The sequence below is a fragment of the Mycobacterium sp. MS1601 genome, assembly GCF_001984215.1.
GTDB lineage: Bacteria > Actinomycetota > Actinomycetes > Mycobacteriales > Mycobacteriaceae > Mycobacterium.
Map to the genome: position 1 here is coordinate 3,381,743 of NZ_CP019420.1, position 21,117 is coordinate 3,402,859.

Below are 21,117 nucleotides of genomic sequence, written 5' to 3' on the forward strand. Positions count from 1 at the left end.
ATACTTGGAGCCATGGGTGCCAAACATGCCACGTTCACGGGTGAGTCGGACGATGGCAGCGCCGGGTATGCCGGTGTGAAGGCGGCCGGTCGCTGGGTGGACGAGGACCGTGAGTACCGCCCGCGCCAGTTCCGTGTCTCCGATGCCGACGCCAGCCAGGAGTCCGACGACATCGACTGGGATGACGTCGCCGACGTGATCTGTGTCGGTGGGCGCCTCGGCGTCGCCACGGCGATCGCCGCGCGGGAGGTCGGATTGGATGTCATCCTCGTCGACGCTCAAGCGCAGTCCATCGACGGCGCGTTCGGCCTCACCGACCCCGACACCGTGGAGTACCTACGTTCCCTCACCGAGGATTTCGACCCGGTGACCGCCGTGGACCCCGAGGTTCCGGTGCGGGTGGTCGACGGGCCCGCGCAACCCGAACCCAGGGGCAGCCGACTCCCCACCTTTCATGGCGCGGCACTGCGTGATTGGGGCTCGGCGTGTGTCGCATCGCGCTTCGGCCTGCTCTACACGCGTGTGCACGATCCGCGATTGTCGGTGACTTACACGGGCCCGGGTGGCTCCATCGAGGCGACGGTGCTGGCGACCATCGACCTGGACGCCGAGCGACCCACCGACAGCCTGGAGAACTGGTTGTCCACGCTCGACGGCGAGGAACTCAACACGTCGGGTTCGCTGGAGCGACTGGTGTTCGACAACGGTGTGGTGGTGGGAGCGGCGTTGGCATCGGCTACTGGCGTCCGCATGGTGCGGGCCCGGCACGGCGTGATGCTGTCACCGCTGGGCTCCGAACCTGAGATCGAAAGGCCTGCAGGCGAACTGAATGCGGGTGAGGCCGCGGAGGTAGCGCTGGTGTCGCGGGCGGCCAGCCGATTCGCGCGGCTGGAGCTCTTGCGCCGCAGCTAGGGCCGGGTTGCGGGCTGCCTTCTTCACAGCCCGTGGACTTATTCCGGTGAGGTGGTGAGGGACTGCTCTCGCTGGCTTTCCTATGTTGTCCGGTTGAGCCTTTCGGGGGATGGTCAGGTGGTGACGGTCGCGGGTGGGCTGTAGCCGATAGTGTTGCCCCACAGGACAATCCAGTGAGTGTCCCAGGGGCGGTGGGCCACCGCCGCCACGCCGTCATCGAAGCCGTCTTCGTCGACGGACCCTTGGCCCACATGCCTGCGAGGCGCTTCGGCGCGAAATCGGCCTGGATCCTGTGCGCCGCGATCGCCCACAACCTGCTGCGCTCGGTCGGTGTGCTCGTCCGCGGCGGACACGCCGCGGCCCGCGGAGTCACCGCGGTTGTCTGCCGACCGTCGAAGCGCGGGGCGCTGATCTGAGCGGGTTTGCTCAGCCGCCTCCGTGTTGCCGGTCGACGTCGACACAGTGTGGATGGCGGCTCCCATTGACGCCGGCGCCGGCGTGCGCCTAAGGTATGCGCACATTGTGGGCAAATGCCCGCATAGCGAGCAAAGGAACATTCGTGAACGTGATGCGTTGGGTCGCAAGCGCGGTGGCGTGCATGTCACTGGCCGCATGCTCTTCCGTGGGATCGGGGGCCACCAGCGTGGATGGTGCCGACTCGATGGATGTCGATGGGGCCCGCGAGGCATACACGGCCGCGCTGGCCGAGCCCGTATTCGAGGCGCCGGGGCCCGCCTTCGACGCCGCTGAGGCCACGGGAAAGCTCATTTTCAACATTCCCGCCTCGAGTTCCATCCCCTATCTCGAAGCGATGAACGAGAACATGGCGGACGTCGCCGAGCGAGTTGGCGTCCGCTACAAGTACTACGCCAACCAGGGCCAGCCGGACCAGTGGACCCAGGGCGTGCAGCAGGCGATCAACGAAAAGGCGGACGTCCTCGTCCTCAGCGGCGCCCCTGACCCGGCGCTGCTTCAGCCTCAGCTGAAGGAGGCGCGCGCGGCCGGAGTGAAGGTGATCGTCGCTTCCCTCTACCCGGACGGCACCGCGCTCCCGGACAATGTCGACGCGCTGGTTACGCTCCCCTCTGTCGAGCTACAGAGCCTCGTCACCGACTATGCGATAGCCAATTCCGGAGAATCGCTGAACGCGCTGGTGTTGATCGCCTCCGAGTTCCCGTCGACCGGGCCGCTCCAAGAAGCGGTTGTCGCGGAGCTGGAAAAGCGGTGCGGCAACGCGTGCAAGTACCGCGTGATCGACACCAAGCTCGCTGACTGGGCCACAAAAATCCCGACAAAGGTCCAATCGTCGCTTGCCGCGGACGCGGACATCAACTGGATCATCTCCATCTACGACGGCATGGCACCCCCGGCCGCGTCCGGCATCGAGCAGGCCGGCCGTACCGGCAAGGTCCAGATCACGACCGGGGACGCATCGCTGGGGGTTCTCAGGAGCGTCGCCGACGGTGTTGTCGCCCAAGACGCCGGCTATTCATCGGATTGGATTGCGTGGGCGACCGTAGACCAGGCGCTGCGCATCCTCAGCGGACAGCCCGCGCTCGCTACCGCAGGTCTCCCGATCCGGATGTTCGACAAAACCAATATCGATGCGGTCGGCAATCCGCCGGTCCAAGACCAGGGTTGGGGCGACTCGTATGTCGATGGCTATCTCAAATTGTGGGGAATGGGATGAAGGCGAAACAAGCTGAAGCTCCGCTTCGAGTAGGGATTCTGGGGTATGGGGCGCTGGCTCGCGCGGTAGCGCAGAACCTGCGAGAGCGCAGTGGACAGGTTTTGTTGACGGGTATCGCCAACCGCTCGGGCGGCCGCGACGCCGTCGGTGGCGATCTCCGCCGCGGAATCGCCGAGCTGCTTGCAACCGGCCCTGAGGTGGTGCTGATGGCCACCGCGCCGAAGATCGGGCTTCAGGAGGAGGCGCTGGCGGCCTGTGCCGCCGCAGGAGTTTCGGTAGTCAGCACCTGTGAGGAGCTGTCGTTCCCCACGGTGGAAACCGCTGCGGCGATCGACGCGCTGGACGCCCTGGCGCGTAAACATGCGATCGCCGTCACCGCGGCAGGAGTGAACCCGGGCTTCATCTTCGACTACGTGCCGGCGGTTTTTGCCGGCGGCCTGCCCCGAGTGGACGGTGTCCGTTGCCGTCGGGTTGTGGACATGGCGCCGTTCGATCCGCAGCGCCTGCGCGACGTCGGCCTGGGGCTGGCACTGAACGAGTTCGCCGACGCCGTCGAGCGCGGGCAGGTCAACGGCCATGTCGGATACATCCAGACCGGCCATTACCTCGCCTGGCGACTGGGTTGGCGTGAGGGTGTAGAAGTTGTCCAGACTTTCGAGCCGCACAGCTCCGGTGTACCGGTCACCGTCGGCGCCACCACCTTCGAACCCGGCCAGGTCATCCACGTAAACCAGGCGGCGAGCGTGCGCGTCCACGGGACGGAACGGATCAGGCTGGAGCTCGACCTGCATCTCGACCCCGCCGCGGGGGGACTGCCGGTCGTGGACGAGGTCTGCTTCACCGCCGAGGGACTCCCGGACACGCGGCTGACAGTCAGCCCGGGGCTTCCGGCCGCGCGTACCGGTGCCGCTGTGGCGGTGAACGCCCTGGCGTGGATCGCCGCAGCGGCGCCCGGTTACTACTCCCTGGCCGACTGGCACCCCGTATCGGTGTGGCCACGAGGCGAGGGATGATCGTGCCCACCAGGACGCACCCGCCCGGCGACGTCAGCCTCCACGCAGCGAGTGTGAGCAAAACCTACGGCGCCAACCGCGTGGTCAGCGAGGCCTCGCTGCAGCTCAGGTCCGGAACGATCCACGCCCTGCTCGGTCCCAACGGTTGTGGCAAGTCGACGTTGATCAAGATCCTCGCCGGGGTTGTCACGCCGGATTCGGGGGCGGTCATCGAGATAGGTGGCCACCCCGTCCAGACGCCATTGCGGCCAGGGGAGGCGCGGTCACTTGGCCTTGCCTTTGTGCACCAGGACCTCGGACTGATTGATGGCCTGAGCGTTGCGGAGAACCTGCGGATGCCTTGGCTCATCGGAGCAGGTCTGTCGGTGTCGATGCGCCACGAGGTGCGTCGAGCCATGGCAAGCCTGGAACGTGCTGGCCTCCACATCAACCCGCGTGTCGACGTGGCGAGCCTGTCGCGCTCGGAGCGGGCTCTCGTGGCCGTGGCGCGCAGCCTCGATCTGCTCGCGGAGAACAAGGAACAGCGAGGTGCGTCAGGCGTGCTGTTTCTCGACGAGACGACTGCTTTCCTTCCCCGTTCGGGGGCAGAGGCACTGTTCCGGACTGCCCGACAGTTCGCCGACGAGGGCGGGTCAGTTGTTTTCGTCTCCCACGACCTCGACGAGGCAATTGCGCACGCGGACGACATCACCGTGCTACGGGACGGCCAGGTCGTCGCGACCTGCCCGTCGACCGACGTCGACCGTGACCAGCTGGTCCGCCTGATCGCCGGCCGCGACGTGAGCAGCCATTGTCGGCCGACCGGACCCATGTCGGAGACGGTGGCTCTCACGGTGACCGGCCTGTCTGGAGCCGCTGTCGAGCAGGTGTCCCTGACTGTCCGCGCCGGCGAGGTCGTGGGGCTGACCGGGATCATCGGCTCCGGGTACGACGACGTCCTCGACCTGATTCATGGGGCAAAGGGCGCCAAGGCGGGCGAGATCGCGCTTGGCGACCGGCCGGCGTACGACGCCCGAGGGACAACGCCCGCACGCAGCGTGTCGTCCGGCATCGCCCTGGTCCCGGCCGACCGGCCGACCCAAGGGGTGGTTGCCGGTCTGACGATCGGCGAGAACATCCAGATGCAGAAGTTGGCGAGCCGGGGCAGGTCATGGTGGCTGCGCGTGGGAGCGGCTCGGAAGCAACAGGCGGCGACACTGCAGCGATTCGCCGTGCGGCCGCCTGTCCCGCACATGGCGATCGAGAACCTCAGCGGCGGCAACCAGCAGAAGGTGGTCCTGGGTAAGTGGCTCGAGGACGATCCTGCGGTGCTCCTCCTTCAAGAACCGACGCAGGGCGTCGACATCGGAGCACGAGCGGAGATCTACAGGCTGATCGAGGTAGCCACAAGCCAGGGGACGGCTGTCCTGCTGGCCAGCGCGGACCACGAGGAGCTCGCGCAGATGTGCGACCGGGTCCTCGTCATGGAGCGCGGGCGCGTCAGCGCCGAGCTTGGCACGGCCGCGGCCACAAAGGCCTCGATCTCGGCCGCGTGCATGGGAAAACTCATCGATTCCGCAGAGGAGAGTGGCCGTGTCAGTGCTGTCTGAGAAGGAGACCCCTTCCGATACCGCGCCGGCGGCGCGACGCTCTCGAGCGGGCAGCGTCGACCTTGCCAACCGCTATGGGCTCCTGGTCGTGTGGGCGGCGGTCATCGTCTTCTTCGGCGTGCTGCGCCCGGACTCCTTTTTGACCTGGTCCAACTTCGCCGCGATGTTCGGGTCCCAGGCAGCTCTGGTGGTGCTGAGCTCCGGTCTGCTGATCGCCCTACGCTGCGGCGACTACGACATGTCCATCGGTGGCGTCATGACGCTGTCGGCGATGACAGTAGCGGTACTGAATGCTCAGCACGGTGTGAACATCTGGGTCTGTGTGGCGCTCGCGGCCGCCATCGGCGTAACGGTAGGCCTGGTCAACGGCTTTGTCAGTGTCTTCTTCGACATCAACCCCTTCATCGTCACCCTCGGCACGGGCACGGTCTACACCGGTTTGGCACTGTGGCTGAGCGATTCGCAGACGATCAGCGGCGTCTCGACGGACCTGGTCAACGTGGTGATCGGGACGCGTTGGCTCGGAGTGCCGCTCGCGTTCTACTTCGGTCTGGGCGCCTGTTTGATCGTTCTTTACCTGTTCGAGCGGACGAGCCTTGGCAAGCGGATGCTGTTTGTCGGCAAGAGTCGGACGGTCGCCCATCTCAGCGGCATCCGTGTCGACCGGGTCAGGGTCATTGGCTTTGCCCTGTCCGCGCTGTTCGCCGCCCTGGCCGGCGTGGTCTACGTCGGCACATTGGGGGGAGCGGACCCGACGTCGGGCAGCAGTTACCTGATGCCCGCCTTTGCCGCAGCCTTCTTGGGTTCAGCCGCGATCAAACCCGGACTTTTCAACCCGATCGGCGCATTGATCGCGGTCTACTTCCTGGTCACTGGAATCTCGGGCCTCTCGATCCTGGGCTTTGCGAGCTTCGTCCAAGACCTCTTCTACGGTTCGGCCCTGGTGCTCGCAGTGGCACTTTCGCGACTGGTCGCCAAGCGTCGTGCACGTGTCGCCGCGGCTCGTGCCTGACCGACCACCCTCTCCTCGGAAGGAAATCCAGATGAAGAAGATCCAGGTGTGTGTGGGGGTCGACGTCGACTCCGTCGCAGGGTGGATCGGCAGCTACGGTGGCGAGGACTCGCCCGCGGACATCCAACGAGGTGTCTTCGCCGCCGAGGTCGGAATCCCGCGCATGCTTCGTCTCCTCGAGCGTCACTCGGTGCCGGCGACCTTCTTCATCCCCGGCCACTCCATCGAGTCGTTCCCGCGGGAGATGCAAATGGTGGCCGACGCCGGGCATGAGATCGGCGCCCACGGCTACACGCACGAGAACCCGACATCGCTGAGCCTGGAACAGGAGCGGGTGATCCTCGAGAAGTCCATCGAGCTCATCGACAGACTGTGCGGCCGGCCTCCCGTCGGCTATGTCGCGCCGTGGTTGGAGCTGTCCGAGAACACCATCGACCTGCTGGTGCGTAACGGGTTCTCCTACGATCACACGCAGCAGTTCGACGACTTCACGCCGTTCTATGCGCGCTCGGGTGACAGTTGGACTGCGATCGACTATGACCAAGCCGCGGAGTCGTGGATGAGGCCATACGTCAGCGGAGCCCCGGTCGACCTGGTGGTCCTCCCGCCGAACTGGTACCTCAGTGACTTCACGCCGATGGTGTTCATCAAGAAGATGAGCAACAGCCACGGCTGGGTCAGCCCGCGCTCGATCGAGCAGGACTGGAGAGACCAATTCGACTGGATCTACCGGGAGATGGATTACGCCGTGTTCTCGCTGAACACGCACCCCGACGCGTCGGGGCGGCCGCAGATCGCGGCGATGCTGGAGCGGTTCATCCAGTACGTCGCCAGGCATCCGGGCGTCGAGTTCGTGACGATGGAGGCCGCGGCAGCGCAGTACCGACGCCGGGTGCCGTTCGACTCGGTTGCCCCGTCCCGGACGGAGCGCAACCAGTGAATGCCCCGTTGATCCCGGTCGACGCTGTGGAACTGCTCAGTGGTCTGAACTGCGGCGTGCTCTCCACAGCCGGAACCGGAGGACGCGTACAGTCATCGGTCGTCTGGGTGGCCCACGAGGCGGGGATTCCTGTGTTCAGTACGATCGAGGGACGTCTCAAGACCCGCAACATCCGGAGCAACCCGAACGTGTCCTTGCTGGTGCACGCGGTCGACAACCCGTATCGGTACCTGGAAGTGCGAGGCCGGGTGGATTTCTCGATCGACGATGACAACGCACTGATCAACAGTCTCGCGATGCGCTATCTGGGACAGCCTGTCTACACAGCCGACGCGACCGGAGCGAAACGCCTCAAAGGTGTGTTGCATCCGGAGAAGGTCGTTTGGAAGGCTGCGTGACGCCCACACGGTCGAAGATCTAGTCAGGGGAGGTGCGAGTTGGACGACGACGTGCCGAGCTCATTGATTCAGTCGGTGGTGCGCGCTGCGTCCATCCTGGATCTGTTCACCCGGGAGCCGGGTGAGTGGACCGAGCAGGAGATCGTCCGGATGACCGGGCTGAACCGCGGAACTGTTTACCGGTTCTGCCAGTCCTTGGTGCACGTCGGCTACCTCGAGGTGCTGCCCAGCGGGAAGTACCGGCCCGGAAGCAAGATGGTCGCTTTTGGCCAGATCGCGCTGCGTGGGCTGGTTCTCGCCGAAATCGCCGAGCCGGTCCTTCGTCGCACTCGAGAGGCGCTGGGCACGACGATCAACATGTCGGTGCTCCGTGGGACGGATATCCAGTACATTCTGCGATTACGCGGTCCGAGCTTGCTCGATATCCGGTTGACCGTCGGAAGCACGCTGCCTGCCTATTGCTCCTCCCAAGGCCGGGCGATCCTGTCCCGACTCCCCGACGCCGAAGTCGACGCTGTGCTTGCTGCGTCCGATGTCGTCGCGAGGACGGCGAAGGGTGCAACATCGACCGCCGAGGTGTGGGAACGCATCCGCCAGGCACGCCAACTCGGCTATGCGGTGATTGATGAGGAAGTCGACGAGGGTATGCGGGGTGTCGCCGTCCCGGTGCTCGGCCCGGACGGCCGACCCGCGGCGGCGATCAATGCCGCCTACGTCCGCGTCATCGAACGCGGAGAGATCGAGGACGTCATCGCGCCTCAGCTGCAGCAGGCGGCCAACGAGATCGAGTGCCTGATCCAGGCGCAACAGAACAGCCTCTGAACTCCGGTGATCGGGTGCCCGGAAACCGACTTCGCGGTGATTCCGGAAGGACCTGCTCCTAGCTGCGGCTTTTGGGAACCGGTGGTGGGCATCGGCTGTGCGGCGGGTGGGTTCCCTGCGCCGAGTTGAAAGGTGCGCAGGCCCTTAAGGTCGAAAGGCTCAGTAGCCCAGGCGATTTCCCCGTTTGCGCCGACCGGCGCCGAGAACACCAATCGCATGGTCTCTCGACATGTTGGACGAGGCTCGCAAGCTGTCGACCCGCCCGGACGTCTGTCGTAGTCGACTGTCAACTCCTGAGTCATGTTCTGGACCCAGATCCGTCAAAGCCGTGGGCCGGGCTGGGGATCTTCACTAGAGGCAACACCGTGGTGGGGCCGGAGCGGCTCACTGAGAACCCGGCCCCGGGTTTCTGGCCCCAGCACGATCGCCAGCACCGTGATGAGTGCGAGGCCGCACAACAAAGCGGCGACAGCCCAGACTGTTCCGGTCACTTCCAGCAGGGTGAGGGATACGATCGGTGTGAGTCCACCAGCGAGGGATCCTCCTATGCTGTTGCCCAGAGCGGCCCCACTGTACCGGCTGCCGGTGTCGAAAAGCTCTGCGAAATAGGCTGCTTGAGCGCCGACCATCGCGCCGTGGCAGAGTGCCATCCCGATGATCAGGGCGATGGTGATCCACAGCAAGGACTCTGTGTTGATGAGCACGAAGAGCGGAAACGCAAACAGGCCAAGGCAACCGGCCCCGATCAGGTACACCGGGCGCCGACCGACCCGGTCGGACAGGGAGCCGAAGATCGGGATGGTGGCCAACTCGATCGTGACGGCAAGGACGAGGATCCAGAGGAGAGTCGAGCGATCCAGTCCGAGGGTTGTCGTCGCATAGACGAGGACGAAGGTCTGAATCATGTAGGCGCCGCTGGTCTCCCCGACACGCGCGCCGATCGCGACGAACATCGACCGAGGGTTGTAGCGAATGGCTTGGAAGACAGGACTGCTTTTTTGCGGGCGCCGGTCGTGGGCGGTCTGAGCCTCTTGGAACAAAGGGGACTCGGATACTTGAAGGCGGATGTAGAGCCCGATGGCGAGCAGCGCGATCGAGAGAAGGAACGGGATCCGCCAGCCCCAGGACAGAAGCGCTTCGTCGGGGAGCATCGTCACGAGGGCAACAACGCCGGCGGAGAGCACGAAGCCCGATGAGACACCGGACTGGCTGAGACCTGTGTAAAACCCGCGCTGCGAGTTCGGTGAATGCTCGGCAATAAGGGAAGTGGTGCCGCCCCATTCGCCTCCGACCGCGAACCCCTGGATGAAGCGCATCGTCACGAGAAGGATCGGGGCCCAGATGCCGGCGGTGTCGTAGGTGGGCAGAACGCCGATCAGCGTCGTGGCTGACCCCATCGTCACCAGGGTCACAATGAGCACGTTCTTACGTCCGAGACGGTCGCCGAAGTGGCCGAAGAAGATGCTGCCGAACGGCCGTGCGATAAAACCCACTCCCCACGTACCGAATGCGGCGATGGTGCCGATCATGGGGGAGAGGTCGGGAAAGAACAGCACGTTGAACACGAGCGCGGCGGCGGTGCCGTACAGAAAGAAGTCGTAGTACTCGAGAGCGTTGGCGGTGGTGCCCGCCGCGGTGACCCGCCGGATCTCCGCTCGGGTCGAGGCCGTGGTCTGTGCGCTCGGCATACTCATGCTTCTCTCGTTGTCGGTGTGGCGCTCTTCGGTTCGGTGAAGTCGCTGTTTCCCCGTGGGCCAACGGCCCATTCGTACTGATCGGGGAAGGGGATACGCACTGCCCGCGACGCATTTCGTACCCAGTACGGCTCTTCCAGGAGCGCGCGGCCGACGAGGACCACATCTGCGTCTCCGGCGCCGACGATGGACTCCGCATGTGTGGGATCGGTGATCTTGCCGACGGCGGACACGGCAGACCTACTGACGGCTTGTTTGATGTGCCTGGCGAACGGGACTTGGTAGCCCGGAAACACGTCGATGCGGGCCCCTTTGATGAGACCGCCGCTGGTCACGTCGATGAGGTCGACGCCGAGGGTGTCCAGCTCTTGTGCAAGGCGCGTTGCTTGCGTGAGGTCCCACGCGGGTTCGCCTCGGGGTGCCCAGTCGGTCGCGGACAGTCGGAAGAAGACGGGAAGCCCGCGAGGGAAGTTCTCTCGTACGCTTCGGAACACGTCGATGGCGAGCCTGGATCTGCCGGCGAAGTCGACACCGTAGGCGTCCGTGCGTGAATTGCTGGAGGGCGACAGGAACTGGTGGAGCAGATACCCGTGCCCGCCGTGTATCTCGACGGCTTCGTATCCCGCGGCGGCTGCCCTGCGGGCTGCTGCGCCGAACTGTTCTGCGATGTCTGACATTTGCTCCACCGGTATTGCCTGAGCGCCCCAGACCGGATCGGAGACAGGCCCCAGCGGAGTCCATCCGCCCTGTTCCGGCAACAACCTTCGGCCGCGTGCCCGCCAGGGCAGGTCAGTTGATGCCTTCCGGCCCGCGTGCGCAAGTTGGATCGCCGGGACTGCGCCTGCCTCGCGGATGGCAGAGGAGAGGCGCCTCAGCGGCGCAATGTGGTGGTCGCTCCAGATTCCGAGGTCGCTCGGGGTGATACGAGCCTCCGGTGAGACCGCGGTGGCCTCGACGATTATGAGTCCGGCACCTCCGCAGGCACGTGTCATCAGATGCGCGAGATGCCAGTCAGTCGGCATTCCTGCGACGCCCCCGATTTCGCAGGCTGAGTACTGACACATCGGCGACATCCATACTCTGTTGCGCACGGCCACATCCCTGAGAACGATCTCGTCGAACAATCCAGGGCCCCCCGTGGGGGGGGCGTGCCGCGCATTCTTCGCCAACTCGTTCTCCTTGCGCTCGTTATGCGAGCATTCGCTCGCATAGGGAACGGCTTTTTATACATCGCCCGCACAGTTTCTGTCCATGCCCCGAACAGTCGCGTTCCGGCTCACGTCGCACGCGGTGGTCACGGCTGCTGGACCTTTCAGGGCTCTCAGGCGTCGAATCGGCCCGACTCCAGTCGTGTCCGCAAGTCACTGAGAAAGCTGGCGGCGTCGGCGCCGTCGAGCAGCTGATGGTCGTAGGTCAGCGACAGGTAGACCATGCTCCGTATTGCAAGGGTCTCGCCGAGGTTGTCCGCACTGTCGGTCACGACCGGCCGTTTGACGACGGATCCGATCCCCAGAACCGCCACCTGTGGGTGGTTGATGATCGGTGTGTCGAACAGGGTGCCGCGGCTGCTGGTGTTGGTGATCGTGAACGTGCCTCCGGTCAGCTCGTCGGTTTCCAGTGACCGGCTGCGTGCCCGTGCAGTCAGATCGTCGATCTTGCGGGCCAGTCCTGGCACCGAGAGGTTGCCGACCTCGCGCACGACCGGCATGTAAAGCCCGGTCTCGGTGTCGACGGCAATCGCGATGTTCTGGTGGTTGTGCAGTACAACCTCGCCGGCGTGGAGGTCGAGCGAAGCGTTGAGCATGGGGTGGCTGGTCAGGGTGTCCGCAACGGCTTTGGTCACGAACGGCAGGAACGTCAGCTGAATGCCATGGCGCTCCAGGAATGCATCCTCTGACTGCTCACACAACCGGGAGATGTTGGTGACGTCGACCTCGATGACAGTCGTCAGGGGCGCCGACGAACGCAGCGCTTCCATCATCTGAGTGGCGATCTCGCGGCGCCGGCGGCTCAGCTGCACGCGGCGTTCGGGACCGGTCACCCCGGGAGCGGGCGAGGGCGGTGCGGGCCGGCTGGGTGCGGCTGGGGCCGCCGTAGTCGTGGGGTTGTGCGCTGTGGCGGGTTGGATGGACCTCCCCGCCGCGGCGAGGACGTCCTGCTTGCGGACCCGTCCGTCGCGGCCGGTGCCAGTCAGGTCCGCGAGGGTGACGTTGTGCTCGGCCGCGAGCCGCCGGACGAGCGGGGTGTAGCGGAGCGCGCGGTAGGGGGAGGCCACGGCTGGCGCCAGCGGGTCGGGCGCGGTTTTGGCCGGCGCGGTGGTGTCCAGCTCAGGCTCGCCGACGATCGCGATGGGGTCCCCGACGGTGACCGTCGTGTCCTCCGCGGCGAGGATCTCCAACAGGATACCCGCAGTCGGGGAAGGGATTTCGGTGTCGACCTTGTCGGTGGACACTTCCACGAGCGGCTCGTCTACCGCGACGTGGTCGCCGACCGACTTCAGCCACCTCGCGATGGTGCCTTCGGTGACGGACTCGCCGAGGGTGGGCAAGACGACGGAATTGGACACGGTGCTCCTTCGGTGAGCGGCTTCGGCGGGCGAAACGGTTCCGCCGGCGTTGACCGGACGTTCCGCATGGTGCACTATACGAGCACGTGACCACAATACGAGCAGGAGGCGGATCGTGACTACCCCGCAGGCACACGTGCTGACCACCCCGGAGGTGGACCGCGCCTCGGACGTCGCGCTCTACCGGACGATGCTGCTGATCCGCGAGGTCGAAAGCGGGATCGAACGAGTTCACCGACAGGGCCGAATCAACGGCTCGTTTCACTCCTCGCTGGGACAGGAGTCGGCTGCGGCGGGAGTGTGCGCCGCACTCGGCCCGGACGACATCGTGACCAGCAACCACCGCGGCCACGGACATGCGATCGCCAAGGGCGTTACCGCCGACGCTGTCATCGGTGAGCTCTACAGGAAGACTCACGGAACCACGGGCGGACGCGGCGCGTCGATGCACTTGCACGACCGGAGCGTGAACTTCTACGGCGAGTCCGCCATTGTCGGCGGTACCCTCCCGTGGGCGGCCGGCGCCGGCTGGGCGCGGCGGCGGCTGGGCAAGCCCGGGATCGCGGTGGCCTTCGCTGGCGACGGTGGCTTTGCCAATGGCGTCTTCTCCGAGACCATCCGCACCGCGCGGCACTGGTCCGCGCCGTGCTTGTTCGTCTGCGAGAACAACGGCTGGGCGCACTCGATGTCGGCGGAGCGGGTCTTCGGACCTCCGGGCTCGATCGCGCGCCAGGCCGCCGCGTCTGGTATCGAGGCGCGGTACGTCGACGGGCGCGACGTGCGTGACGTCTACGCCGTGGCCCAGGAACTCGTCGCGCTGGTGCGCACCGGTGTTCCGGCGTTCCTCGAGGTCGGGGTGTACCGGGTCCGACCGCACAGCTTGACCGACGCCGACTACATGTATCGCGGCAAACGGGACGGCGCCGATTGGCTCGATATGCACGACCCCTTGGCGCTCTTGCGGAGTCGGCTGCGTCCGGTCGAGGCCGAAGCGGTCGACGAAGAAGTCGCCGAGACCGTCCGGCAGGCGATCGAGAAGGGCGAGGCCGGCGCGGTACCGGCGGCCGAGACCGCAGAGATGTTCGTCTACAGCACGAAAGGTCTGCACTGGAATGCCTGAACTCAAATTCCTCGAGGCGATCCGTGAGGGAATGGCCGCGGAGATGGCAATCGACGAGAACGTCGTGATCATGGGCGAGGAAGTCGGTCAGCTCGGCGGCGTCTTCGCTGTCACCAAGGGGCTCATCGATCGGTTCGGCAGTGACCGGGTGATGGACTCGGTCCTGGCGGAGGGAGCGCTGACGGGGTTCGCCGTGGGGGTCGCGACGGAGGGAATGCGCCCGGTCGTAGAGATCATGTTCTCCGATTTCTCCACCCAGGCGATGGACCAGCTGTTCAACTTCGCGGCGAAGATTCACTACATGAGCAACGGGCAGTTCAACGCGCCCATGGTCGTGCGCCTGCCGGGAGGTGCCGGGACCAACCACGGCCCGCAGCATTCGCAGAGCTTCGAGACGATCTACGCACACATCCCAGGCCTGATCGTGGCGATGCCGAGCACTCCGTCCGACGCGTACTGGATGATGCGGCACGCCATCCGCACCGACGACCCCGTCATCTTCCTGGAGAACAAGTACCTCTACTTTCGCGCCGTAGAGGAGGTCGATGAGACCGAGGGATATCGGTCGATGGATGCGCGCGTAGTCCGGGCCGGCGACGACGTGACCATTGTCTCTGCCGGTCGCATGGTGCCGCGGGCGCTCGCGGCCGCAGAGCGGGCAGCCGCCGACGGCGTCCAGTGCGAGGTCGTCGACCTGCGATATCTCTGGCCACTCGATTTCGAGACCGTCGCGCGCTCGGTGCGTCGGACCAACCGGCTCCTCATCGTCCACGAGGCCGTCGAGTTTTGCGGGTGGGGCGGCGAGGTGGCTTCTCGCGCAGCCGACCAGCTGCTCACCGACCTCGACGCACCGGTCCGGCGGGTGGGGTCCAAGCGCATCCCGATCCCCGTCGGCCAGCACCTGGAGGATCACGTGGTCCCGACCGAGGACCGCATTTACGCAGAGATCCGCGACATCGCGGCGTACTGAACCACCGAAGATGAGGAGAACGAGTCACGTGATCGAACCGCAGTCCCTTTCCATCCCCAGCGACGGCGAGACCCTTTCCGCCGATCTCTATCTGCCCGACACCCCGGGGCCGCACCCGACGGTCGTGATGGCGGGTGGATGGTGCTATGTCAAAGAGCTCGCCCAGCCGACGTACGCGCGTGCCTTCGCGGAGGCTGGGCTCGCCGCGGTGGTGTTCGACTACCGTTGCTTCGGAGACAGCACCGGTGAGCCGCGTCAACACATCGACCCGGCTAAGCAGGTTGCCGACTACCGCAACACCATCACCTTCGCCGAGGGGCTCGACGCCGTCGACGCGGAGCGCATCGGTGTCTGGGGAATCTCTTATAGCGGCGGGCACGTCCTCCAGGTCGGCGCAGAGGACAGCCGGGTGAAGGCACTGTGCGGCGTTGTCCCCGTCATCGACGGCTACCAGAACATGCGACTTGCCCACGGCACCATCGGCTTCCGGCGCTTCCAGCAGGCGTTGCTCGACATGCGGCGCGAGCAGTACCGAACCGGCGAGGTGGGCTACATCGAACACCAGCCGGCACGTGAGGGAGATCTGTCGACCTGGCCCTTCCCGAGGAGCAAGGAAACCTTCCGCATGCTCAAGGATCGGGAGGCGCCGAACTACCTCGGACGGGCCACCTGGGAGTCCTCCGAGCTGCTGCTCGGCTATCACGTCGGCCCGTACCTCCGTCGCCTGGTCGGCAAGCCGGTCAAGCTGGTGATCGCAGAGGGTGACGACCACACCCACTGGGATCTCGCGGTCGACGCCTTCGGCCAGATCCCTGGAGAGGCAAAGGAGCTGACCATCGTTCCCAAGTCCGATCATCTGACGCTGTACACCGATCGCCAGGCGCAGCAAGGGGTTGCTTCGGACATCGCTTCGTTCTTCAGCCGGAGTCTCTGACCACGTACCCGATGGAGAGGTCGGATGGCTCCGCGGACACGCCGACTGCGCGCAGCAGTGTGTGGGCGATCGCGGCGCACGGGATCCAGGCCGAAATCGCGCCGAAGCGTCCCGAGCGTATGTGGGTCGAGGGACCGTCGATGAACTCATCGGCGTCGGCTCACGCGAAATTGATTCCAGTACCCGGGTTTGTCCGAAAGTGAACTCCTGCAACAACGTTCCGATGGTCGAGGGCGCGGACACGCTGTCGAAAAGTGTCTCTATCTCGTCGCTGCGCAGCACGCCGAGGTTGTCGATACTGTCCGCGCCCGCGCACATCCCTGCGATCACCGTGGTCAGCTTCGGAGACGGGTTGGCCGACCCGGACTTGATCCGAGGCTCGGCGCAAGGGACCTTCCCGGCCAACAGGTCAGACAACCCTGACTGGGTGGCCAGCATCATCACCCACGCGGTGCACTGCCACGAGATGATCGTCGTCGAACACCGCCGCCGCGGCGCCGACGTCATGCGACATCTACACCGGAAGTGCCTTTCCGAGCCCGGTTGATCAATTCTTAAGGAACATCAAACATCCCAGTTAGTTCAGAGGGCACTTTTTCTCAGTTCAACACCCCGAACCCACCGGCATTTCATCGGTGAATGGAGGCTCAGTTCGAGGCAGGTGCAGGCGTCGGAATGGGCGCCGGGATCCGCTTCTGGGCGAACAACGCCTCCATGGCAGGGCCCACCAGCGGGCGGGACAGCAGAAAGCCCTGTGCCCTGTTGCAGCCGTGCTGCACCAGGGTGCGCGCTGCTGCCTCGGTCTCCACGCCCTCGGCCACCAACTGCAGATCGAAGGCCTCGGCCAAGGCGATCACCGCCCGCACGATCGCGAGATCGCCTGCGCTGCTGCCCAAGTCGTGGACGAAGCTCCTGTCGATCTTCAGGGTGTCCACGGGCAGCGACTTCAGGTGTGACAGCACGCTGTAGCCGGTGCCGAAGTCATCGATGGCGATCTGGACACCCACCTCTTTGAGTGCCGCCAGGGTAATGCGTGTGGTCTCGATGTCTTGTACGACAACGCTTTCGGTGATCTCCAAGCACACCGACTGGCCGTCGAGACCGAACTCGTCGAGGATGTCGGCCACTGTCTCGGCAAAACCGTCGGCCACCAGTTGAACCGGCGAGACGTTGAGTCGCATGACGGCATCCAGGCCGATGCCGCGCGAGCGCCACCGCGCGAACTCCGAGCACGCGGTCCGCATCACCCAGCGACCCAGCTCGCCCGCCAGGTTGATGGACTCGGCCACGGCGATGAACGAATCGGGGTACAGCAGACCCCTGGTTGGGTGTTGCCAGCGGACCAGGGCCTCGGCGGCCAGCACTTCGCCGGTGCGCATGTCGATCTCGGGCAGATAGTGCAACACCAGCGAGTCGCTTTCGATGACACCCTGCAGGTGCAGCTCGATGTCGTTGCGGAACGTGGTCTTCAGCGACATGTCCTCGGAGAACACCGCGATCTTGTTGCCGCCGGCGCTCTTGGCGGTGAGCACAGCTTGATCGGCTTTGCGCAGCAGATCCGAGGCGGAGTCGACACCAGGTTCGCCCAGTGCGACACCGACACTGACTGTGCGTGTGAGCGTTTCACCGTCGATGGCCACCCGCTCACGCAGCGCCGCCTGCAGACGGTGGGCCAGATTGTCGCCGCCCTCGACATCGATGGCACCGTTGGGCACCACCACGAACTCGTCGCCGCCCAGGCGAGCGATCAGACTGTCGGAGCCTGCCTTGGCGCGCAACCGCTCTGCGAAGATGCGGATGAACCAGTCACCGGCGTTGTGGCCGAGGTAGTCGTTGACGGCTTTGAGACGGTCCAGATCGAGGAACAGCGCGGCGACGGGTCCCGGCTGCCCGGCGGCCAACCGCTTCTCCAGGTGTGCGATCAGCGCCCTGCGATTGTGCAGCCCGGTCAGGTCGTCGTGCTCAGCGAGATAGCGGAGTTGTTCCTCGGCGAGGATGCGCGCCTGGACCTGGGAGAACAGCGACGCGATGGCTTTGAGCGCGTCGACCTCCTCAGGTAACCACTCGCGGTCGCCGTACTTGATGAATCCCATTGCGCCGGTGGTGACATCGCCAGAGACCAATGGCACGAACGCGCCCGACGTGGCCACCACGCCGCTGCTTTCCTCGATCTTTCGCTGGTAGTCGTCGGTGGCAGGCGTGGGGCGGATGATCACCGGTTCCTTGGCGTGCTCCGCGACGGCGAAGACCGGGTCGGCATCGGCGAAGTACACCACCCCGATGGGGTCCGGATCCGGGATGAACGGTCGCGGCGGCCATTCGGCGACGAGCTTGGTGGCACGAATCTCGTGGTCGTTGTGGCGCAGGAAACTGACGTCGACGCCGAAGTATTCGACCAGGTGGGCCAGGACCTGGGTGCTCAACTCCACCGAGGTGTCGGCCGTGGCCGCCATGAGTCGCGTGGCGACGGACGTGACAAGGAGGTCCAAGCGTCTTGACATGACGTTACGCCTTAACCATCTTTCCTAGTGTAAGCCTCGCGGCGGCTGCGGATGGACGAGTCTGGCGCATGGGACAGCCGGAGCACCAGGGCATGACGCAGGCCTGCAGTCTGAGCCAGCCGGTGAAATGCCTCCTGGAGTCCCTTCAGTGTGTCGGCGAATGGTGCCGAGAGCTCCGCCAGATCGCCGCCGTCATGAGCGTAGAGGAACACCGGCGACATCGGGTGCACAGCGAGCCCGTGTTGCTCGGCGGTGATCCAGACCAACTCGGTGGCCGCACCGCCGCGGGCGTAGTCGGTCAAGGTGTCGCCGTCGATGCTCACCACGGCCAGCGCCGAACTGGAACTCACCTTGTCGAACGTATCGTCACCCAATCCGGAGCCGGCGTCCCAGTCCGCCAGCCACGCCATCACATCGGGGCGGCGCAGCATCTCCAGGAGCACCATGTCGTTACGCTCGATCCCCAGTCCGAGGACGTCGATGCCGGTGTCCTGGTTCGCCTCGCCCGGCCAGCGGAGTTCCGAGATCATCTCCCGGTGCAGCTCGGCGGTCAGGTACCGCACACGATCTGCTGCGGCCATCAGCCTGCCGGCCGCTTCGATGTCAGCGCGGTCGGTGATCAGTCGCAGCGTGGCGCCCTGGCTGTCCGCCGCGGTTCGCAGGACATCGGCGGTGCGCGGGTCCAGCGCCTCGCCGGTGCCGAGGTTGCGGTTGGTGCCCCGGTCCAGCATCGGGCCGTACAACGTGGCCAGATCCGGGGCGGATCCCGGATACAGCCGGACGGTGGCCCGCATTGGGCAGTCCTCGCCCGGGTTCTCGTCGATGCGCACGTCGGTCCGGTGGTCGGCCGCCGCGGCAGCCACCCGTGCGTTGAACACCGACGCGCCGAGTGCCACCGCGCTGGCCCGGTAGGCGACATCCATGCGCGACGACCGGTCAGGTACCAGGCGGACCGTCACGGAGTCGGTGGCCGCAGAGATGCGCCAGGGCTGGACGTTGCCGCCGGAGGGGGCGCGGCCGGCCGCGGTGGCCACCCGGTCGATCACGGACTGCGGCACCGGTTCGTCGAACGGGGCGGGGTCGGGAAGGTCTCGGGGCAGTGGTGGCTGCTCGAGCTGATCGAGTGCTGCCGCGACGTCGATCCTGGTCCGTCCGGAGGACAGCGGCTCGCCGAGCCCGATACGCCGTACGCCCTCGACAACTGCGGTGGCACCCAAGACCACCTCGCCGGCCAACTGCGGCCATGTGGTCAGCGTGGAGTTGACCTCGAGCATCGAGGCAGCCCCCCGCGCCGACGAACGCGCGATGTCGACGAAGCGGAGCATGTGAGGGATCTTGTCACGTGTCGACAGGCCTGCCAGCCGTGTGGAGTCGATACCACGTAGTAGTCCGTGCAGGATGGGCCGCCCAGGCTCCAGGTCGAATCGTTCGACGTCGACCAGTCCGCGGTCGGCGGTGGACATCAACACGGGTAGGCGGCGCTGCCTGGCTGCCTCGCGGATCACCACTTTCATGTCCAGCGAATCGCATTCGTCGATCACGATGTCCAGGCCGTCGAAGAAGGCGTCGAGAGTGTCCGTGGTCAGCCCGCCGGTGTGGGCGTCCACCGGTAGGTAGGGATCCAGCTCGGCGATACGCCTTGCCGCGATGACGGCCTTGTTGACGCCGAGGTCCAGCAGGGTGGCCGGCACCCGGTTGAGGTTCGACAGCTCGAGCTCGTCGAAGTCGGCCAGGCGCAGAAAACCTGCCGCACCCTGCATGGCGATGGTGTGGGCGATGACGTGGCCGACGCTCAGACCCACCACCCCCACCCGCAGGCGGCCCAGGGCGGCCTGTTCGGTGGACGTGATCAGGTTGCGGTTGCGGTCCAGCCTCAGCGCGCTGAACGAGCGTGGTCCCAGTACAGCGAGCACGGTGCGCCGCCACGGATAGTGCACCCAGCGGGGGGCTTCGGCGTGAAGCTCGTCCGGAACGGGCGGTCGCAACCGTGACAGCGTGTCGCGCTGCTGGGCCAGGGTGTCGATGAACTCGGTGCCGGGATCGGCCCGCAGTCGGTCGACTACGCGCCGATGCTGCTCGTCGCGTTCGTCGAGCACTGTGGCGGTATGCGATTGAGGGTGATCGACGCCGTGGGGTCGGCTCACAGGCGAACCCCGCCGAGGGTCGCGGGAACTGGGCGCAGTCCGGAGGTCACCGGAGCAAGGTACGCGGCTTCGGTCACGATCTTGGCGACCTGGCTCGGTTGGGCGTGCTTGGTGTAGGTGCGCCGGTCCCAGAACATGATCTTGGTGCGGTAGCGCTCGTCGGGGTACGGGGTGGCCGGAACGCGGGACACCACAACGCCTCCGGATGAGCGCCAGCGGTCCAGGACGTGTGCTGCTGCAGTGGCCATGATGAATTGGATATCGAGTAGTGCCATGGTGTGCATCGCGGTACGGGCCAGCGTGGTGGTCAAAACGCGGCTGCTGCCCGGGTCGTCGGACACCCATGCGGTCTTCATCTCCGAGAGCCCGAACGGGATTCGGTCATTGATCATCTTGCGCACCGTGTCGAGACCTGGCTGGCCTTCCCACTCCACCACGGCGTGGGATTCTTCGGCGTCGTCGTACGGCTCCTTGGCTCGCACACCTCCGACAACTTTGCCGGAAGAATCGACTGCGGCAAAGAACAGTGCGGTGCCACTGCCATCGGCGATCTCGTCCCAGTCGAGTGCCGCGTCGACACCGTATTTGTGGTAGCTGCGCTGGGCTCCGGCCAGGTAATCGGTCCACAGATTCGGATCGGCGTGAGGTTGCGAGACCACAATCGTGCAATCGCTTTCGGAGTCATGCCAACTGTAGTTGGCAGACAGGTGCAGTGATTGAGTGGTGACATCCTCGTGCAGAATGGTCACTGGGTATCCGTTTCTGTCGGGCTGGTGGCACACGGTTTGCCACAGCGTTATCTGGTTTGCGCA

Annotated in this window: 17 protein-coding genes and 2 pseudogenes; 12 read left to right on the forward strand and 7 right to left on the reverse strand. The window is 65.6% G+C overall.

What is annotated here, in order from left to right; genetic code table 11:
• The first annotated feature begins 12 nt into the window (after nucleotides 1–12).
• The 9 genes and pseudogenes from BVC93_RS16490 (at nucleotide 13) to BVC93_RS16530 (ending at nucleotide 8,376) form a co-directional block, all read left to right on the forward strand.
• Nucleotides 13–912, forward strand: a complete 900-nt coding sequence (locus tag BVC93_RS16490; RefSeq protein ID WP_083738414.1) for a hypothetical protein — start codon at nucleotides 13–15, stop codon at nucleotides 910–912.
• Nucleotides 913–1,103: 191 nt separating this feature from the next.
• A pseudogene (locus BVC93_RS16495) lies at nucleotides 1,104–1,286 on the forward strand (IS1380 family transposase); the annotation flags it as partial.
• A gap of 194 nt (nucleotides 1,287–1,480) precedes the next feature.
• Nucleotides 1,481–2,602 carry a sugar ABC transporter substrate-binding protein gene (locus tag BVC93_RS16500; RefSeq protein WP_236950452.1) on the forward strand — a complete coding sequence of 374 codons (1,122 nt, stop codon included), beginning with the start codon at nucleotides 1,481–1,483 and terminating at the stop codon, nucleotides 2,600–2,602.
• Nucleotides 2,599–3,615, forward strand: coding sequence for a hypothetical protein (locus BVC93_RS16505; RefSeq protein WP_157516955.1), 1,017 nt, complete (start codon nucleotides 2,599–2,601; stop codon nucleotides 3,613–3,615). The genes BVC93_RS16500 and BVC93_RS16505 overlap by 4 nt, the downstream gene beginning before the upstream one ends.
• Before the next feature lie 53 nt (nucleotides 3,616–3,668).
• The gene (locus BVC93_RS16510; RefSeq protein ID WP_192860012.1) at nucleotides 3,669–5,204 is read left to right on the forward strand and encodes a sugar ABC transporter ATP-binding protein; all 1,536 of its coding nucleotides are present in this window, start codon (nucleotides 3,669–3,671) and stop codon (nucleotides 5,202–5,204) included.
• Complete coding sequence (locus BVC93_RS16515; RefSeq protein WP_083741095.1) at nucleotides 5,188–6,216, forward strand: ABC transporter permease; 1,029 nt, start codon at nucleotides 5,188–5,190, stop codon at nucleotides 6,214–6,216. Before BVC93_RS16510 ends, BVC93_RS16515 begins: the two co-directional genes overlap by 17 nt.
• A gap of 31 nt (nucleotides 6,217–6,247) precedes the next feature.
• Nucleotides 6,248–7,156, forward strand: a complete 909-nt coding sequence (locus BVC93_RS16520) for a polysaccharide deacetylase family protein (RefSeq protein ID WP_083738418.1) — start codon at nucleotides 6,248–6,250, stop codon at nucleotides 7,154–7,156.
• Nucleotides 7,157–7,182: 26 nt separating this feature from the next.
• Nucleotides 7,183–7,554 carry a PPOX class F420-dependent oxidoreductase gene (locus BVC93_RS16525; RefSeq protein WP_192860013.1) on the forward strand — a complete coding sequence of 124 codons (372 nt, stop codon included), beginning with the start codon at nucleotides 7,183–7,185 and terminating at the stop codon, nucleotides 7,552–7,554.
• 39 nt (nucleotides 7,555–7,593) lie between these two features.
• Nucleotides 7,594–8,376: an IclR family transcriptional regulator gene (locus tag BVC93_RS16530; RefSeq protein ID WP_083738420.1), complete on the forward strand. Its 783-nt coding sequence runs from the start codon at nucleotides 7,594–7,596 to the stop codon at nucleotides 8,374–8,376.
• Nucleotides 8,377–8,696: 320 nt separating this feature from the next.
• Here the strand turns inward: BVC93_RS16530 and BVC93_RS16535 are convergent, their stop codons facing one another.
• The 3 genes from BVC93_RS16535 to BVC93_RS16545 form a co-directional block, all read right to left on the reverse strand.
• Complete coding sequence (locus BVC93_RS16535) at nucleotides 8,697–10,070, reverse strand: MFS transporter (RefSeq protein WP_192860015.1); 1,374 nt, start codon at nucleotides 10,068–10,070, stop codon at nucleotides 8,697–8,699.
• The gene (locus BVC93_RS16540) at nucleotides 10,067–11,143 is read right to left on the reverse strand and encodes an oxidoreductase (RefSeq protein WP_335583141.1); all 1,077 of its coding nucleotides are present in this window, start codon (nucleotides 11,141–11,143) and stop codon (nucleotides 10,067–10,069) included. The genes BVC93_RS16535 and BVC93_RS16540 overlap by 4 nt, the downstream gene beginning before the upstream one ends.
• Nucleotides 11,144–11,391: 248 nt before the next feature.
• Nucleotides 11,392–12,636: a 2-oxo acid dehydrogenase subunit E2 gene (locus BVC93_RS16545; RefSeq protein WP_157516957.1), complete on the reverse strand. Its 1,245-nt coding sequence runs from the start codon at nucleotides 12,634–12,636 to the stop codon at nucleotides 11,392–11,394.
• A gap of 115 nt (nucleotides 12,637–12,751) precedes the next feature.
• Here BVC93_RS16545 and BVC93_RS16550 point away from each other — a divergent pair, with 115 nt between their 5' ends.
• Genes BVC93_RS16550 through BVC93_RS16560 form a run of 3 tightly spaced genes read left to right on the forward strand, consistent with a single transcriptional unit; the run spans nucleotide 12,752 to nucleotide 15,660 of the window.
• Complete coding sequence (locus BVC93_RS16550) at nucleotides 12,752–13,756, forward strand: thiamine pyrophosphate-dependent dehydrogenase E1 component subunit alpha (RefSeq protein WP_157516958.1); 1,005 nt, start codon at nucleotides 12,752–12,754, stop codon at nucleotides 13,754–13,756.
• A complete protein-coding gene (locus BVC93_RS16555; RefSeq protein WP_083738425.1) occupies nucleotides 13,749–14,726 on the forward strand; it encodes an alpha-ketoacid dehydrogenase subunit beta in 978 nt (325 codons plus the stop codon). The genes BVC93_RS16550 and BVC93_RS16555 overlap by 8 nt, the downstream gene beginning before the upstream one ends.
• Before the next feature lie 28 nt (nucleotides 14,727–14,754).
• Nucleotides 14,755–15,660: an alpha/beta hydrolase gene (locus tag BVC93_RS16560; RefSeq protein ID WP_192860016.1), complete on the forward strand. Its 906-nt coding sequence runs from the start codon at nucleotides 14,755–14,757 to the stop codon at nucleotides 15,658–15,660.
• 162 nt (nucleotides 15,661–15,822) lie between these two features.
• Here the strand turns inward: BVC93_RS16560 and BVC93_RS34060 are convergent.
• The 4 genes and pseudogenes from BVC93_RS34060 to BVC93_RS16585 form a co-directional block, all read right to left on the reverse strand.
• Nucleotides 15,823–16,174: pseudogene (locus tag BVC93_RS34060) on the reverse strand (IS1380 family transposase); the annotation flags it as partial.
• A gap of 133 nt (nucleotides 16,175–16,307) precedes the next feature.
• Nucleotides 16,308–18,161 carry a bifunctional diguanylate cyclase/phosphodiesterase gene (locus BVC93_RS16575; RefSeq protein ID WP_083738428.1) on the reverse strand — a complete coding sequence of 618 codons (1,854 nt, stop codon included), beginning with the start codon at nucleotides 18,159–18,161 and terminating at the stop codon, nucleotides 16,308–16,310.
• 11 nt (nucleotides 18,162–18,172) lie between these two features.
• Nucleotides 18,173–20,305: an Rv1355c family protein gene (locus tag BVC93_RS16580; protein ID WP_083738429.1), complete on the reverse strand. Its 2,133-nt coding sequence runs from the start codon at nucleotides 20,303–20,305 to the stop codon at nucleotides 18,173–18,175.
• A complete protein-coding gene (locus BVC93_RS16585) occupies nucleotides 20,302–21,054 on the reverse strand; it encodes a hypothetical protein (protein ID WP_083738430.1) in 753 nt (250 codons plus the stop codon). The genes BVC93_RS16580 and BVC93_RS16585 overlap by 4 nt, the downstream gene beginning before the upstream one ends.
• Nucleotides 21,055–21,117 lie beyond the last annotated feature (63 nt).

Excerpts from the sequence above, each read along its gene's own strand:
- BVC93_RS16540 (WP_335583141.1), bottom strand. The coding sequence starts at position 11,143 with ATGTCGCCGATGTGTCAGTACTCAGCCTGCGAAATCGGGGGCGTCGCA.
- BVC93_RS16555 (WP_083738425.1), top strand. The coding sequence starts at position 13,749 with ATGCCTGAACTCAAATTCCTCGAGGCGATCCGTGAGGGAATGGCCGCG.
- BVC93_RS16505 (WP_157516955.1), top strand. The coding sequence starts at position 2,599 with ATGAAGGCGAAACAAGCTGAAGCTCCGCTTCGAGTAGGGATTCTGGGG.
- BVC93_RS16490 (WP_083738414.1), top strand. The coding sequence starts at position 13 with ATGGGTGCCAAACATGCCACGTTCACGGGTGAGTCGGACGATGGCAGC.
- BVC93_RS16535 (WP_192860015.1), bottom strand. The coding sequence starts at position 10,070 with ATGAGTATGCCGAGCGCACAGACCACGGCCTCGACCCGAGCGGAGATC.
- BVC93_RS16500 (WP_236950452.1), top strand. The coding sequence starts at position 1,481 with ATGCGTTGGGTCGCAAGCGCGGTGGCGTGCATGTCACTGGCCGCATGC.
- BVC93_RS16520 (WP_083738418.1), top strand. The coding sequence starts at position 6,248 with ATGAAGAAGATCCAGGTGTGTGTGGGGGTCGACGTCGACTCCGTCGCA.
- BVC93_RS16575 (WP_083738428.1), bottom strand. The coding sequence starts at position 18,161 with ATGTCAAGACGCTTGGACCTCCTTGTCACGTCCGTCGCCACGCGACTC.